Below are 15,186 nucleotides of genomic sequence, written 5' to 3' on the forward strand. Positions count from 1 at the left end.
GGCCGCGCGCTCAGCGGTCGGCGGCGACTTCGGCGAGCACGGCGGCGCGGAGCCAGGCGCTGTAGCGATCGGCATCCCACCCGGACTGCACGACGAGCTGCTGGTAGCTCTCGGGGGAGAGCAGGAACGACACGGCGTCGGCCGTGGCGTCGTCGTCGGCGCGGGGGGAGGCGATGCCGCGGCGCAGCAGCTCGGCCACCAGGCGTCGGTAGTCCGCGCGACGGTGCTCCAGGATGCGGCGCAGCGCCTCGTCGACCACGGGGTCGGACAGCGCCGCGCCGAGCAGGACGGTCCACAGGCCGTGACCGCGGGCGTTCGCCGTGGTGATCTGGGTGAGCACCGCATCGAGGAAGATCTCGTCGGGAAGGTCGAGCACCCCGGCGGCGACCTCCGTGTCGGTCAGGGTCTCGGCGGCTTCTGATCCGGAGAACGTCACCTCGAACGCGGCGATCAGCAGCTCGGCCTTCGCCGCGGTGGTCTTCACGGTCTCGGCGGAGACCCCGGCTTCACGGGCGATCGCGGCGATCGTGGTGGCCTGATACCCCTGGGTCGCGAACAGACGCGCCGACGCGGCGACGATGCGCGTCCTGGTCTCCTGTGCCTGGCGGGCGCGCAGTTCCGATCTGTAGGCGCGGGGAGCGGCCTCAACCATTGACTTTCCTAACGGGGTGATGAATACTTCGACGGTACATTCAATCTTAGGGAAAGAATCCGCCATGTCCAGCTACCTCATCACCTGCACGCCCGCGCACGGGCACGTCGTGCCGCTGCTCCAGATCGCACGCCACCTTCTCTCCCGCGGCCACGAGGTGAGCTTCCTCACCAGCAGCCGCTACGCCGAGCGCGTGAACGCCTCCGGTGCGCGCTTCATCCCGCTTCCCGCCGAGGCCGACGTCGACCTCGACGACGCCGACAGTGCCTTCCCGGAACGCGTGGGACTCACGGGTCCCGCCGCCCTGCGCTTCGACATGAGCACCCTCTTCGTGCGGCCCGGCGCCGCGCAGCTCGCCGCGGTGCGCGCGGAACTCGCATCGCATCCCGTCGATGCCGTGCTCACCGAACCGCTGTTCGTCGGGGGTGCGCTCCTGCAGTTGCTCCCTGCGCACGAGCGGCCGCCCGTCGTCGTGCTCGGCATCTTCCCGCTCGGTGCCCGCAGCGCCGACACCGCACCGTTCGGACTCGGCGTGACTCCACTGCCCGGGCTGATCGGGCGACTGCGCAACGCGGCGTTGCGCACGGTCGCCGAACGCGCGATCTTCGGCGGTGTCCAGCGCGAGGCCGACGAGATGGCACGGCGCGAGGTGGGGCGCGACCTGGGTGGCTTCGTCCTCGACTGGGCCGGCCGCGCCGACGCCTATGTGCAGTTCACCGTGCCGGAGTTCGAGTACCCGCGCGCCGACCTCCCGGCGAGTGTGACGTTCGCCGGACCACTGCCTCCGACTCCGTCCGACCCGGCACTGCCGTCCTGGTGGTCCGACCTCGACGGGTCCCGGCCGGTCGTGCACGTGACGCAGGGCACCATCGCCAACTCCGACTTCGGTCAGCTCGTGCTGCCGACCATCCGCGCACTCGCCGCGACCGGCGTGCTGGTCGTGGTCTCCACAGGCGGGCGGACGGTCCACGCGCTCGCCGGGGTGCTGCCGTCGAACGTGCGCGTCGCCGAGTACCTGCCCTACGACCGGCTGCTGCCCCTGGTCGACGTGCTCGTGACCAACGGCGGCTACGGCGGTGTGCAGCAGGCCCTCGCGCACGGCATCCCCCTCGTGGTCGCCGGACAGACCGAGGACAAGGTCGAGGTCTGCGCGCGCGTCGGGTGGTCCGGCGCCGGGGTGAACCTGCGCACGAGCACCGCGACGCCGAAGCAGGTCGCCAGGGCTGTGGACCGCGTGCTGACCACTCCGTCGTTCCGGGGCAACGCCGAACGCATCGGAGCGGAGATGCGCGCCGCCGACGCCTGGCGCTCGCTCGACGGAGCGCTCGACGAACTCGTCGAGCGGTGGGTCGCCTCCCGCGCCGACGCGCGATGATCCCCTGGGGATGAAAGCGCATTCAGCCGGATGGATGCAACGTGCTGCAACCCCGCCCGGTATACCATTCTGTTATCCGCCGAACGGTGTCAGTCCCCAGCTGGACCGCAGGCGCGACGGCGAGGCCGTCATGCGGAGGGAGAGTCGATCTCTTTTCGATCCCGAGGGGGGATGGGGTGGGAGTTCGGTCCCCAGCCGGCACCCACCCCCACACTCGGGCCCCGCATCAGAACAGGCGGCTCACGATCCAGAAGATCGCGAACCCGACCACGACGACGATGGGCACCCACGTCGCCCCGCGCTTGAGTCGGCGCCCTTGCGGCGCGACCCCCGGCGGTGGCGTCAGCATCCCGGCCGGCGGAGCGAACGGCAGCGCGTGTCCCGGCGCACTCGGGGCGGATGCCACAGCCGGTGGGTTCTCGGCGATGAGACGCTCGTCGCGCCAGCGCGCCCACTGATCGAACTTCGTCAGCAGGGCGCCGACCGCGCCGAACAGCCACGCCCAGGTGGCCGGGTCGAGCGTCGACGCCTTGCGCTGCGTGTACAGGAACAGCCAGTCGTCGACGATCTCGACGTCGAGCTCCGCGGCGTTGTCGATGAATCGCGCCATGATGTCGGGCGTGAAGAGGTAGAGCGCATCCCGCTCGTATCCCGCCGGGCAGTACAGCGTGAAGTGCTGGTCGAAGTCGCCTTCGAGCGACAGGCGCTGCGCCTTCCGGAACGACGCCGGCAGGTTGGAGCCGAACCCGTTGTTGCCCTTCGCGTCGAGCACGATGTTCGGCAGCGGCACATCGAGCTTCACGGCCACGTAACCCCAGCGGTAGGTGGTCGAGTTCTTCCCGGTCTGCACCGTGTACTGGTAGTTTCCGAACTCCACGAAACGCGGTCGGCTGCCGCGGATCAGGTCGGTCGACTGCCGTGAGCGTCCGAGCTGGAAGATCATCCCGGGCAGGGGAGGGTCGGTGACCTTGGCCTCGTAGGACATCCCGTTGGCCTGCGCGAAACGGTGGAGCCGGTACCGCGTGGCCTGCGCGTTGCGCACGCCGAGCCAGATCATCACACCGACTGCCGCCAGCAACAGCGTGATCAGGAGCAGGGGAACGACCCCGGCGAACGACGAGCCCCCGAATGAGGCGAACGTCACGATCACGGTCGCCAGCACCGGGATCATCACGACCGCGGCGATCGATACGGCCACGATGCCGATGACGGTGGATGCCGAGACACCGGTCGCCTGGCGAGACCGCAACTCGGCGGCGAACGCACGCACAGCCGCCGGGTCGACCGGGTCGGTGAGGGGACGCGCGTCGAAGGTCGACGGCTGCACGGTCACCGGTTCACCGCGTCGGCGTCCCAGGTGAGGTCGGCACCCTCGGGGAGCGGCAGCGCCTCCAGCCGCTCGTCCGCGCAGATCGCGGCTATCAGCTCCGAGGATCCGGCCACGATCGTCGAGTCGAAGTCGACCTCGGTCACCAGCACCCAGGCGTGATCCTCCGGCCACAGGAGGCTCGGGCTCTGGGCGGCCGGCGGGAAGCCGTGCTCCTCGCCGGGCCGATCGCGCCAGGGGACACGCAGTACCCAGTCCGGGTCGGCGAACGCGCGCGGCGCCGCGGAGAACAGCACATGATCGCGCCCCGGCAGCGAGAACCGCGGGCCCTCGGAGATCTCCCGCGACAGGATGCCCTCCTGCCAGGTGGGCTTGCGGAAGACGTTGTTGAACGGGTCGTGCGCGCTGCGGTCGAGCATCGCCTGATGGTTCGGGTCGTCCGTGAACGTCAGGAATGCGCGCGACGGAGTGATGCCGAAGAAGCCCAGCAGACCGCCGCGGCCTTCCCAGAGCGCGGCGAAACCGGTGTCCGGCGTCTGTGTGTGGTCCACGAGGTGCGCGGCGATCGCGGCGAGCACCTCCGGCTCGAGCTCGCCCTCCATCGGTGCCGTGAACTCGCGCCCGTCCGGGGCGATGCGCGTGCGCCAGTCGCCGTCGACCGGGGTCCGCACGATCCGCTGCCACTGCGCGAGCGGGTGCAGGGTCGTGCCGAAGGCGGCCGCCGTGTCCGCCCAGGACGCGGGCTCATCGATGAACCGATCCACGAGCGCCTGCCGCTCCGACTCCGGCATCCGCATCAGTTCGTCGGACGTCGGGACACCGCGGTCCGGCAGCGACCGCACGAATGCCGGATGGAACACGCGTGCGTACGCGGGGAAGCCCCGGGGGACGACCCCGTGCATGGTCTCGTAGCCGGCGTCGAGCCGCGCGCGCAGCCATGCCCCCGCCGAGGGATCGGACATCCACTCCATGCGACCACGGTACCCGGGTCGGCTCCCACGGATTCGACCACGCGCACTACTGACGTGGCCGACCGCGGCACTACGGTGGGAACCGCGTCAGGCGAGCCGATCATCCGGGGGAGAATGCGAATGCTGAATCAGGCCGTGTCCGTGGAACGGGTCTTCCGCCGCCATCCGCTGCGCGCCGCGCTCGGGGCCATCGTGCTCTCCGCCGTGCTCTCCGCGGCGACGCTGTTCATCCTGCCGCAGTTCCTGCCCCGCAACATGAACATCTCGACCCGCGGGCAGCTCGTGCTCGTCGTCGCGATCGCCCTCACGGTGGCGGTGTTCGCCGGCTTCTTCTGGTTCCGCAACATCCGGATCGTCGTACGCCCGGACACCGTCGAGATCGGCAAGGCGGGCAGTCGCGAGACCTACGCGCGGGCGACGACGGCCTTCCGCTCGAAGATCACCGAGCACCGCACGAACGGACTCCCCAGCGGCACGACCCGAGCGCTCATCGTGCACACGGGCGACCGCGAGATCACGATCGAGCTGCCCGGCTACACGCGGCCGCTGTTCAATGAGCTGATGGCGACGCTCAATCCCATCGCGCAGCCCGTGTTCGACGACCCGGTGGATGCGGCCCGCGCCGCCGCCCAGCTGCCGACTCAGTTCACGGTGGACGGCACGGGGGAGCGGCGCTTCGCCGCACGCATCACGATCGCCGCCGTGGTGCTTCTCGTCATCGCGGTGGCGGTGGGGCTCTTGACCCTGGTGCCCGGATTCCTCGATGGCGAGCTCTCGGCGCTCATCCTGCTCGCCCCGTTCGCCGCGGTTGCCGCCATCGGATTCGGGATCGGCGCCGCGCAGCGCCGCCGCGTCGTGCGGTCGATCCCCACGCAGGTCTCCGTCGACTCCCACGGCATCCGGCTCGACGGGGTCGACATCCCCTACGCGCAGCTCCGCCGCATCTGGCTCACGCCGCCCGCGTACCCCGTCAAGCGCATCCGCTTCGCGCGCACCGGGGGGAAGACGACGACGCACCTGCTGGAGTCCGCGCGCGTCCAGATCACCCCCGGCTACGGCGACCTCCTCCTCGCCGTGCGTGCGAGGACGGCTCAGTTCCCCGGCCTGCTCTCCCTGGACCTCGAATGAGCGGGGACGCACCGGTCGGGCACGCGCCCGAGTACCCGATCCGCACCGATCGACTGCTCCTGCGCCCCATCGTCCCGACCGACGCCGAGGCGATGCACGTCTACAAGTCGGATCCGGACGCCGTGCGCTACGTGCCGTACCCTCCGCTGACGCTCGCCGACGTCGAGCAGCGCATCGCGACGACCTGGTCGAACACCGTCTTCACGCGCGAGGGCGATGCCGTGGCGCTCGCCGTCGAGGAGAGGGAATCGGGCGCGCTCGTCGGCGATGTCGTGCTGTTCTGGCGCAGCGAGACCGACCGCTGCGGCGAGGTCGGCTACATCTTCGACCCGGGCGCCGGAGGGCGCGGCTATGCCACGGAAGCGGTGGCCGCCCTGCTCGCGCTCGGCTTCGACGGGTTGGGCCTGCACCGGATCGTGGCGCGCCTCGATGAGCGGAACACCTCGTCGGCACGGGTGGCCGAGCGGCTCGGATTCCGGCGTGAAGCGCGGTTCGTGGAGAGCGAATGGTTCAAGGGCGAATGGACCACTCTGCTCGTGTACGCGCTCCTCGCCGACGAGTGGCGGGAGTCGCCGACCGCGACCGACCGGTGAGTGCATCCCCCATAATCGAGGATGTGACTGCGACTGCAACCCTCCCCTCCCTCGACGGCCGCCGCTTCCGGATGGTCTCGTCCACGACCTCTGCGGTCGACCCCGAATCCCCGAGCATCTTCGAGTACTTCGAGCGCGACGGTGCGATCTGGGGCGGGTACGAGGGCGACACGGTCACCTTCGGCAAATTCGTCGGCACGCGCACCGGCGACACGATCTGGGTGTCGTTCGTGCACGTGCTCAAGGCCGACGGCACGGTCGTGACCGGCGACGGCGAGAGCGAGCTGGAGCTCACCGACGACGGCGGCATCCGCCTGGTCGAGCACTACGAGATGCACGGCCTCCCGCAGCTCAGCGTGTGCGAGGAGATCGCGGCCTGACGCCTCAGCGCGGCGGGAGGGTGTCGCGGCCGGGTGAGGCGGGCGTCCATCGGGTCATCCCGAGCGGGATCTCGGTGTCGCGCTCCGGCAGGTCGGCGGGCAGCAGATAGGGGCGGCGGATCACCTCGTCGAGCACCACCACGCTCACGACCGTGCGCACCTCGGGCAGCTGCGCGATGACTCCGGTGGAGAACTCGTGCACGCCGCTGACGTCGACCGCGCGGATCAGCAGCATCGCGTCGTGCTCGCCGGTCGTGATCGCGCACCACTCGACATCGGGCATCTCCAGCACCCGCTCCCGGAACGACGCCCACGCCTGCGGCATCACCGTGACGAACACGAGCGCTCCGATCGAGAGCCCGGCTTTGGCCTGGTCGACCCGGGCGCTGAACCCGGTGATGACCCCGTCGTGCACGAGCGACTCGACCCGTGTGTAGGCGCTGGCCCGGGAGATCCCGACCTTGTCCGCGAGGGCGGCGATCGAGACCCGACCGTTATCCCGCAGCACATCGAGGATTCTGTACGCCGTCTGGTCCAGTGGAGCGGCACTTCGTCCAGAATGCTTCGACTGATCCGCATCCTTGCTGGACATATTGCTCCCCACATCCGAGGTTCTGGACAGAGCGTGCCGACGTGACCCGCTCTTGCTGGACACATCGTCGCATATGATGCGAATCTGATCCACGGTCGTCCACATCGGTGGCGACTCACCCGAATGTACTCCTCGCCTTTGGAGGCCCTCATGTCGTCACGCCGTATCACGCCGGTCATCGCGCTCGGAGCCGTCGCGCTCCTGGCGCTCGCAGGATGCTCGGGAGGGAACTCGGCCAACAACGGCGGGTCTTCCCAGGGCTCCGACTCCCTCGTCATCGACACCGCGTTCTCGATCGAGACCACCGACCCGGGTCACACCTACGACCCGACCGGCAACATGATCGCGAAGGCCCTGTACGAGACCCTCGTCGACTTCAAGGGCTCCGACGTCTCGACCCCCGTGCCCGGTCTGGCCTCGTGGGAGCAGAACGACACCGCGACCGAGTTCACCTTCACGCTCGAGGGCGACCGCGTCTTCTCCGACGGCTCGCCGATCGAGGCGAAGGACGTCGTGTTCTCGCTGCAGCGCATCCAGGGCATGGAAGACGCCAAGCCGAACTTCCTGCTCGGCGGACTCACCATCACCGAGGTCGACGACAAGACCATCGAGTTCACCTCGGAGACCCCGCTGCTGCAGCTGCCGGCGATCCTCGCGAACCCCGCACTCGGCATCGTCAACTCCGACGTCGTGATCGAGAACGGCGGCGCGACCGACGGCAGCGACTCCGCGCAGAAGTACCTCGACGGCGCATCGGCCGGCTCCGGTCCCTTCGTCCTCGACACGCTCGACCTCAGCTCGCAGGTCGTGCTGAAGGCGAACGACGAGTACAACGGCGACGAGAAGTCGGCATACTCCCGCGTCGTCGTCCGCAACGTCTCGGAGAGTGCCACGCAACTCGCCAACCTCAAGGGCGGCGACTCGATGGTCGCGATGGACCTGAACGGCGACCAGGTCGCCGGCCTCGGCGACACGATCACCGTCGACTCGGTTCCCTCCGGCCAGACGATCTTCCTGCTGCTGAACCAGTCCTCCGCGGTCGCCGGTGACCTGGCGAACGTCAAGATCGCCGAGGCGATCCGCTACGCGCTCGACTACGACTCCCTGCTCGAGCTCGCCGGTGCCGGATCCGTGCAGGCGACCGGCGTCATCCCGCCCGGATTCGAGGGTGCCCTCGACGGCGGCGTGAAGCAGGACCTCGCGAAGGCCAAGGCCGCGCTCGCGGAGGCGGGCTACACGGGTCAGACCCTCAAGCTGCAGTTCCCGAACGACTACCCGGTCGGTGGCGTGGAGTTCACCCCGCTCGCCGAGCGCGTGCAGGCGCAGCTCGAGGATGCCGGCATCACGGTCGAGCTCGCCCCGGCCCCGTTCGCGACCGAGCTCGACGCATACGTCAACGGCACCGAGGGCTTCGGCCTGTGGTTCTGGGGCCCGGACTACGCGGACTCCGCGAACTTCCTGCCCTTCGCTCCCGGTCTGAAGGTCGGCCTCCGTGCCGGTTGGGCCGCTGAGGCGAACCCGGCGATCGCCGCGATCGCCGCGGATGCCGCCGCCGCCACGGACACCGCGGCCCGTACCGACGCCTTCACCGCCTTCGCCGAGGCGATGCAGGCCGAGGGCCCGTTCGTCCCGCTGATCGTGCCCGGTCGCAACATCTCCTCCGTCGACAGCGTGAAGGGCGCCGTGTACAACTCCGTGTGGGAGATGGACATCGCCGAGATCACGCCGGCCGGCTGAACGGAACACTCATGACGACAGTGGCGGTGCAGAGGCAGGCGCAGCGGCGCCGATCACCTCTGACCGGATACCTGCTGCGGCGGGCCGGCACCTCCCTGCTCCTGTTGGTGGGCGTGACGATCGTCACGTTCGCGCTCACCAACCTGGTGCCGGGAGACCCGGTCTCGGCCGCGCTCGGTGAGGGTGCGTCGCAGAACCCGGCGACGCGCGAGGCGTTCATCAAGGAGCACGGTCTCGACCAGCCACTGTTCGTGCAGTACTTCATCTATATGGGGAACCTGCTCCGCGGGGACCTCGGCACGTCGCTGGTGACCGGACGCCCGGTCACCAGCGACCTCGCCACCGCGGTGCCCGCGACCATCGAGATCGCGATCGGCGCGATCATCGTGAGCCTCGCGGTCAGCATCGTGCTCGGCACCCTGGCCGCCTACCGTCGCGGTCTCGTCACCGACCAGGTCATCCGCGTGGTGACCCTGATCGGGCTCAGCGTGCCGACGTTCTGGCTGGCACTGGTCAGCTTCTACGTCTTCTTCCTCGAGCTGCGCATCGCGCCCGGTTCCGGCCGCATCTCGCCGGCGATCACGCCGCCCCCGCGCGTGACCGGCCTCTACACGGTCGACTACCTGCTCAACGGCGACGCAGTCGGCTTCTTCGACGCGCTCGCCCACCTCGCCCTGCCGGTCATGGTGCTCTCGCTCGTGACGATCGGCCTGCTCACGCGCTTCATCCGCACCTCGGTGCTCGAAGTGCTGGGCAGCGACTACGTGCGCGCCGCCCGGGCCAAGGGCCTGCCCGCGATGCGCGTGATCCTCGACTACGTGCTCCGCGGCGCCTCGCTGCCGATCCTCACCGTCGTCGGCGTCGCGTTCGGCGCCCTGCTCTCGGGCACGGTGCTCGTCGAGTCGGTGTTCGCCTGGCCGGGGCTCGGCACCTACGCCTACAACTCGGCCGCGAACCTCGACCTGCCCGGCATCATGGGCGTCGGACTCGTGGTCGGCATCATCTACCTCCTCATCAACTTCATCGTCGACATCCTCTACGGCGTGCTCGACCCGAGAGTGAGGATCGCATGAGCCGCATCGCCGCCGCCACACCGGCCGGGCGCTTCCGCTTCCGCTGGCCCCGCGCCTGGCGCACCCCGCTCGGCATCATCGGCACCGTCATCGCCGGCGCCTGGATCATCGTGGCCTTCACGGCGCAGTGGTGGGTGCCGTACCCGCCCAACGCGCAGGTGCTGCCGCGCCTGCAGGCACCGGGCATCGACACGCTCCTCGGCACCGACGGCAACGGACGCGACATCTTCTCGCGGCTGATGACCGGTGCCACCGTCAGCCTCCCGCTCGCGCTCATGCTCGTGATCGCCGCCATGGTCATCGGCACGCTGATCGGCGCGCTCGCCGGATACTTCGGCGGCTGGGTCGACGAGACCCTGATGCGCATCACCGACCTGTTCATGGCGTTCCCGACCGTGATCCTCGCGATGGTGGTGGCCGCCTCGCTCGGCCCGTCTCTGTTCAACGCGGTGATCGCGGCGATCGTGGTGTCGTGGCCGCAGTACGCCCGCGTCACGCGCAGCATCGTGCTCGGCCTGCGCGGTCAGAACTACGTGATCGCCGGACGCCTGCTGGGCCACTCGCCCGCACGCACCCTGTTCGTCGACATCCTCCCGAACATCGCCGGACCCGTCCTGGTGCTGGCGACGCTCGACATCGGCGCCGCGATCCTCCTGCTCTCCGGCCTCTCCTTCCTGGGTCTCGGCGCGCAGCCGCCCACCGCCGAGTGGGGGTCGATGATCTCCGGTGCGATGCAGAACTTCGACGCATGGTGGCTCGGAGTGTTCCCCGGCCTCGCGATCCTCACCGTGGTGCTGGCGTTCAACTTCCTCGGCGACGCGATGCGCGACGTGCTCGACCCGACCGCCGAGGTCACGCACGAGAAGGCGGCCGAGCACAAGGCCTCCGCGACGGGGGTGGCCGCATGACCGCCTCCGCGCTGAGCATCCGCGATCTGACCATCGACATCGGACGGCCGCTCGTGAAGGGCGTCTCGCTCGAGCTCGAGGCGGGCCGCATCCACGGGCTCGCCGGCGAATCCGGTTCCGGCAAGACGCTCACCTCGCTCGCGGTGCTGGGACTCCTGCCGCGTCAGGCGCGCATCGGCGGGTCGATCTCGCTCGCGGGGGAGGAGCTCGTCGGGCTCAAGCGCCGTGCCCTCAACCGCGTACGCGGCACGCGCATCGCCATGGTGTTCCAGGACCCGTCGGCGTCGCTGCACCCGCAGCTGCCCGTCGGCCGCCAGCTCACCGACCACATGCGCGTGCACCTCGGGCTCAAGGGTGCCGCCGCGCGGGAGCGGGCGGTGGAACTGCTCGAGACCGTGCAGGTGCCGAACCCGGCCGAAGCCCTCAAGCGGTATCCGCATCAGTTCTCGGGCGGTCAGCGTCAGCGCATCGCGATCGCGTGCGCCCTCGCCTGCGACCCCGAGGTGCTGTTGGCCGACGAGCCGACCACGGCGCTCGACGTCACGGTGCAGGCCGGCATCCTGAAGCTGCTGCGTGACCTCGCGATCGAGCGCAACCTCGCGGTGCTGCTGGTGACCCACGACCTGGGCGTCATGAGCGCGATCGCCGATACGGTCGCGGTCATGAAGGACGGACACATCGTGGAGCTCGCCGACCGCGAGACCCTGTTCCTGAACCCGCAGCACGAGTACACGCGCATGCTGCTCGCGGCCCTGCCGGGATCGCGCATCGATGACGCACCGGAAGGGCAGGCCGCTGATGAGTGAGGTCGCCGTCCTCGACGCGCACGATGTGGTCGTGCGCTACCCGGGCAACCCGCCCGTGATCGCCGTGAACGGCGTATCGATCAGTGTCGCCGCGGGCGAGACCGTCGCCCTCGTCGGCGAATCGGGCAGCGGCAAGTCCAGCCTCGCCCGTGCCGTCGTCGGCATCGAGAAGATCGCGGGCGGCACCGTGCGCTTCCGCGACGCCCCCGTGGCTCCGCTCGGCATCCGTCGGCGTCCGACCGCGATGACCGGCATCCAGATGGTGTTCCAGGATCCGTCGACCTCGCTGAACCCGCGCCGTCGCGTCGGAGACCAGATCGCCGACGGCATCGCCACAGCGCGCGCACGCGGCGCCGAAGGTTCGACGGTCGACGAGTGGCTCGACCGCGTGGGACTGCCGACGACCGTGAGCAGCTGCTTCCCGCACCAGTTCTCCGGCGGGCAGAAGCAGCGCATCGCGATCGCCAGGGCTCTGGCCGCACGCCCGTCGCTGCTCGTGGCCGATGAGCCGATCTCGGCGCTGGACGCGTCGACGCAGACCAGCGTCGCAGGGCTCATGCGCGACCTCGTGGCGGAGTCGGGGGCAGGGATGCTGTTCATCTCGCACGACCTCGCCGTGGTGCGCCGTATCGCCGATCGCACTTTCGTGATGTTCGGTGGCCGCGTGCTCGAGTCGGGTCCGACGGATGCACTCTGGGCGGCACCGCAGCATCCCTACACGCAGGCGCTGCTGGCGGCGATCCCCGAGCCGGACGGCACCGGCCGCATCCCCGCGGCACCCTCGGTCGACGACCGCACGGTGTGGGCGGAGGTCCCGCCGGTCATGTACTGACCGCAGACACGAAAGCGGGCCGGGGCTGCTGCCCCGGCCCGCTTCGTCATCCGCCCGCTCAGATGGGCGCGACGATGTCCTGCTTCACGTCCCACTCGGTGACCTCCAGCGAGGTCTCGATCGACTGACCGGCCGCCTCCGTGGCGCCCGTGGTCGCGAGCACGACGTAGTCGGCGGTGACCTCGTAGGTCATCTCGACCGAGACGCCGTCCTGGTCGATCGTGCCGGTCAGGATGTAGACGTCCTGGCCGAGGCGGCTGCCCTTGCCCGTGACGGTGACGTCACCCGTGAGGGAGCCGGCCGCGGTCGCGGGGTCGGTGCTGCTCGCGGTCGCGGCGGCCGTGCTGAGTCCCGCGATGATGGGGTCGGACGAGTTCGGGTCGGCGACCTGCCATTCGCTCGTCGACGACTTGACCCAGGCTTCGTCGCCGATCGTCACGACCGAGCCCATGGGCGTGGTCAGCTCGGCGGCCTTCGTCGACGGGTTGTACCGCGCCGTGGTCTCCATGCCGAGGATCGACATCTTCGCGGCGTAGCCGTCCGAGTCCTCCATGGCGGTCGTGATGCACGCTCCCAACGCGGAGCCGTCGACCGTCACGCCCTCGGCGAGCTCGGGGCAGTCGCTCTGGGGCGCTTCCGCCTCCTGAGATGCACCGGCGCTGGGCTTCTTCTCCGTGGTGGTGTCCGCACCGCTGCCGGAGCATCCGGTGAGCAGCATGGCGGCGGCGAGAATCACGCCGACCCCCCATTTGTTGACGCGCATGGCGTCCCCCCTCTTGGTCGAGTGTCCGATGACCGTCACCGGGCACTCTTCCCAGCATGCCAAAACATCGCGTGCCGGCACGACCCGGAGCCTCCGGTTCCCGCCCATTCGCGGCTCCGGGGCGATTCCGGTAGACTGTCGAGGTTGTCTGCCTTCTGGCATCCATTCGGGATTCCCGGGGCGGGCACGTGCACACACCCTCCTGCTCCCGGGAAAGTCCCGAGAGCCGTTCTAGTCCGAAGGAGGTGGGTAAGTGACGCACCAGTACGAACTCATGGTCATTCTGACCCCCGAGATCGACGAGCGCCAGGTCGCCCCGACGCTCGACAAGTTCCTGAAGGTCATCACCAACGATGGTGGCTCGATCGAGAACGTCGACATCTGGGGCAAGCGCCGTCTGGCCTACGAGATCCAGAAGAAGAACGAGGGCATCTACGCCGTCGTCAACTTCACCGCCACCAGCGCCGCCACGCAGGAGCTCGACCGTCAGCTGAAGCTGAACGAGCAGATCATGCGCACCAAGGTGCTGCGTGCCGAAGAGGCACAGGCGATGATCGCGTCCGAGGCGAAGCGCGCCGAGGAGAAGGCCGCCCGCAAGTCCGCCAAGGCTGCGAAGGCCTGATCCCATGGCCGGCGAAACCGTCATCACCGTGGTGGGAAACCTCACGGCCGACCCCGAGCTGCGGTACACGCAGAACGGGCTGCCGGTGGCGAACTTCACCATCGCATCGACGCCGCGCAACTTCGACCGTCAGGCGAACGAGTGGAAGGACGGCGAAGCGCTGTTCCTCCGTGCGTCCGTCTGGCGCGAGTTCGCCGAGCACGTGGCGGGTTCGCTGACGAAGGGCATGCGCGTCATGGCGCAGGGCCGTCTGCGTCAGCGCTCCTACCAGGACCGCGAGGGCAACCAGCGCACCGCGATCGAGCTGGAGGTCGACGAGATCGGCCCCTCGCTCCGGTACGCGACCGCGCAGGTCACCCGTGCGGCCTCGACCGGCGGTGCCGGCGGTGGCGGCGGCGGACAGTCTCGTCCCGCGCAGCAGCAGGTGTCGGAGGAGCCGTGGTCCACGCCCGGCTCGTCGACCAGCGCGGATGCCTGGAGCACTCCGGGCAGCTTCGGCGACGACACCCCGTTCTGAACAACTTCTGGATCCGGTCCCGACGGCCGGCATCCGCTCATCACTAAGGAAAAACAATGGCTGGAAAGTCGAGCGGCGACCGCCGCAAGCCGCGGAAGGGCGCGAAGAACGCTGCTCCCGCGAAGTCCATCCGGGTCGGTGTCATCGATTACAAGGATGTCGCCACCCTCCGCAAGTTCGTCTCGGAGCGCGGCAAGATCCGTGCCCGTCGTATCACCGGTGTCTCGGTGCAGGAGCAGCGTCTGATCGCCACGGCGATCAAGAACGCGCGCGAAATGGCGCTCCTGCCCTACGCTGGCGCCGGCCGGTAAGGGGTATCGAGATGGCAAAGCTGATTCTCACGAACGAGGTCGCCGGGCTGGGTAGCGCCGGTGACGTTGTCGAGGTCAAGAACGGGTACGCCCGCAACTTCCTCATCCCGCAGGGCTTCGCTACGGCGTGGACCCGCGGTGGCGAAAAGCAGGTCGCTTCGATCCAGGCCGCGCGTCAGGCACGCGCGATCCACGATCGTGACGACGCTGTCGCACTGAAGAACGCTCTCGAGGGCACCAAGGTGCGCCTCACGGTCAAGGCCGGCAAGGAGGGTCGTCTCTTCGGCTCCGTCAAGACCGACCACGTCGCGGATGCTGTCGCAGCCGCCGGCCTGGGTTCGATCGACAAGCGCAAGGTGCACATCACGTCGCCCATCAAGGTGACCGGTGAGCACGAGGCGACCGTGCGTCTGCACGACGACGTCACCGCAGTCATCACGCTGCAGGTCGTCGCCGCCAAGTAAGGCACGGATCGAACGCCCCCTGTCCTCCGGGACAGGGGGCGTTCTGCGTTCCCGGCGGGGACGGTCCCGAGCGGGGGACGGGGGTCCCGAGCGGGGGACGGATGTCGGGCGGATGCGCGGATGTCGGGCGACTCG

Annotated in this window: 18 protein-coding genes; 13 read left to right on the forward strand and 5 right to left on the reverse strand. The window is 69.4% G+C overall.

Annotated features, from left to right (window positions below; genetic code table 11):
* Positions 1 to 10 precede the first annotated feature (10 nt).
* On the reverse strand, positions 11 to 652 hold the full coding sequence (locus WFM69_RS01470; RefSeq protein WP_337000927.1) for a TetR/AcrR family transcriptional regulator: 642 nt from the start codon (positions 650 to 652) through the stop codon (positions 11 to 13).
* A gap of 64 nt (positions 653 to 716) precedes the next feature.
* Between WFM69_RS01470 and WFM69_RS01475 the strand changes: the two genes are divergently transcribed.
* On the forward strand, positions 717 to 2,027 hold the full coding sequence (locus WFM69_RS01475) for a glycosyltransferase (protein WP_337000929.1): 1,311 nt from the start codon (positions 717 to 719) through the stop codon (positions 2,025 to 2,027).
* Positions 2,028 to 2,253: 226 nt separating this feature from the next.
* On the opposite strand, the gene WFM69_RS01480 is transcribed toward WFM69_RS01475, so the two are convergent.
* Positions 2,254 to 3,360, reverse strand: coding sequence for a hypothetical protein (locus WFM69_RS01480; protein WP_337000931.1), 1,107 nt, complete (start codon positions 3,358 to 3,360; stop codon positions 2,254 to 2,256).
* A complete protein-coding gene (locus WFM69_RS01485; RefSeq protein ID WP_337000933.1) occupies positions 3,357 to 4,325 on the reverse strand; it encodes a hypothetical protein in 969 nt (322 codons plus the stop codon). The genes WFM69_RS01480 and WFM69_RS01485 overlap by 4 nt, the downstream gene beginning before the upstream one ends.
* Before the next feature lie 120 nt (positions 4,326 to 4,445).
* Between WFM69_RS01485 and WFM69_RS01490 the strand changes: the two genes are divergently transcribed.
* From WFM69_RS01490 to WFM69_RS01500, 3 genes are read left to right on the forward strand one after another with little or no spacing between them, the layout of a single operon-like run.
* Positions 4,446 to 5,453: a hypothetical protein gene (locus WFM69_RS01490; protein ID WP_337000935.1), complete on the forward strand. Its 1,008-nt coding sequence runs from the start codon at positions 4,446 to 4,448 to the stop codon at positions 5,451 to 5,453.
* Complete coding sequence (locus tag WFM69_RS01495) at positions 5,450 to 6,046, forward strand: GNAT family N-acetyltransferase (protein WP_337000937.1); 597 nt, start codon at positions 5,450 to 5,452, stop codon at positions 6,044 to 6,046. Before WFM69_RS01490 ends, WFM69_RS01495 begins: the two co-directional genes overlap by 4 nt.
* Before the next feature lie 23 nt (positions 6,047 to 6,069).
* Entirely contained in the window at positions 6,070 to 6,426 is a 357-nt protein-coding gene (locus WFM69_RS01500; protein WP_258134253.1) for a hypothetical protein, read from the forward strand.
* A gap of 4 nt (positions 6,427 to 6,430) precedes the next feature.
* Here WFM69_RS01500 and WFM69_RS01505 read toward each other — a convergent pair whose 3' ends face one another.
* Positions 6,431 to 7,018 carry an Lrp/AsnC family transcriptional regulator gene (locus WFM69_RS01505; protein WP_337000941.1) on the reverse strand — a complete coding sequence of 196 codons (588 nt, stop codon included), beginning with the start codon at positions 7,016 to 7,018 and terminating at the stop codon, positions 6,431 to 6,433.
* A gap of 150 nt (positions 7,019 to 7,168) precedes the next feature.
* Between WFM69_RS01505 and WFM69_RS01510 the strand changes: the two genes are divergently transcribed.
* The 5 genes from WFM69_RS01510 to WFM69_RS01530 are packed head-to-tail and all read left to right on the forward strand — an operon-like array spanning position 7,169 to position 12,374.
* A complete protein-coding gene (locus WFM69_RS01510; RefSeq protein ID WP_337000943.1) occupies positions 7,169 to 8,755 on the forward strand; it encodes an ABC transporter substrate-binding protein in 1,587 nt (528 codons plus the stop codon).
* An 11-nt stretch (positions 8,756 to 8,766) separates the two neighbouring features.
* Positions 8,767 to 9,828, forward strand: a complete 1,062-nt coding sequence (locus tag WFM69_RS01515) for an ABC transporter permease (protein ID WP_337000945.1) — start codon at positions 8,767 to 8,769, stop codon at positions 9,826 to 9,828.
* Entirely contained in the window at positions 9,825 to 10,736 is a 912-nt protein-coding gene (locus WFM69_RS01520) for an ABC transporter permease (protein ID WP_337000948.1), read from the forward strand. Before WFM69_RS01515 ends, WFM69_RS01520 begins: the two co-directional genes overlap by 4 nt.
* The gene (locus WFM69_RS01525; protein WP_337000950.1) at positions 10,733 to 11,542 is read left to right on the forward strand and encodes an ABC transporter ATP-binding protein; all 810 of its coding nucleotides are present in this window, start codon (positions 10,733 to 10,735) and stop codon (positions 11,540 to 11,542) included. The genes WFM69_RS01520 and WFM69_RS01525 overlap by 4 nt, the downstream gene beginning before the upstream one ends.
* Positions 11,535 to 12,374: an ABC transporter ATP-binding protein gene (locus WFM69_RS01530; RefSeq protein ID WP_337000952.1), complete on the forward strand. Its 840-nt coding sequence runs from the start codon at positions 11,535 to 11,537 to the stop codon at positions 12,372 to 12,374. The genes WFM69_RS01525 and WFM69_RS01530 overlap by 8 nt, the downstream gene beginning before the upstream one ends.
* A gap of 58 nt (positions 12,375 to 12,432) precedes the next feature.
* Here the strand turns inward: WFM69_RS01530 and WFM69_RS01535 are convergent, their stop codons facing one another.
* A complete protein-coding gene (locus WFM69_RS01535; protein WP_337000954.1) occupies positions 12,433 to 13,137 on the reverse strand; it encodes a hypothetical protein in 705 nt (234 codons plus the stop codon).
* A 253-nt stretch (positions 13,138 to 13,390) separates the two neighbouring features.
* On the opposite strand from WFM69_RS01535, the gene rpsF reads away from it, so the two are divergent.
* From rpsF to rplI, 4 genes are read left to right on the forward strand one after another with little or no spacing between them, the layout of a single operon-like run.
* Complete coding sequence (gene rpsF, locus WFM69_RS01540; RefSeq protein WP_337000956.1) at positions 13,391 to 13,759, forward strand: 30S ribosomal protein S6; 369 nt, start codon at positions 13,391 to 13,393, stop codon at positions 13,757 to 13,759.
* Positions 13,760 to 13,763: 4 nt separating this feature from the next.
* Positions 13,764 to 14,276, forward strand: coding sequence for a single-stranded DNA-binding protein (locus WFM69_RS01545; protein WP_337000958.1), 513 nt, complete (start codon positions 13,764 to 13,766; stop codon positions 14,274 to 14,276).
* 56 nt (positions 14,277 to 14,332) lie between these two features.
* On the forward strand, positions 14,333 to 14,587 hold the full coding sequence (gene rpsR / locus WFM69_RS01550; RefSeq protein ID WP_017203799.1) for a 30S ribosomal protein S18: 255 nt from the start codon (positions 14,333 to 14,335) through the stop codon (positions 14,585 to 14,587).
* 11 nt (positions 14,588 to 14,598) lie between these two features.
* On the forward strand, positions 14,599 to 15,051 hold the full coding sequence (gene rplI, locus WFM69_RS01555) for a 50S ribosomal protein L9 (RefSeq protein ID WP_017829849.1): 453 nt from the start codon (positions 14,599 to 14,601) through the stop codon (positions 15,049 to 15,051).
* The last annotated feature ends 135 nt before the right edge of the window (positions 15,052 to 15,186 follow it).

The sequence above is a fragment of the Microbacterium sp. LB12 genome, from assembly GCF_037150835.1.
Classification (GTDB): Bacteria; Actinomycetota; Actinomycetes; order Actinomycetales; family Microbacteriaceae; genus Microbacterium.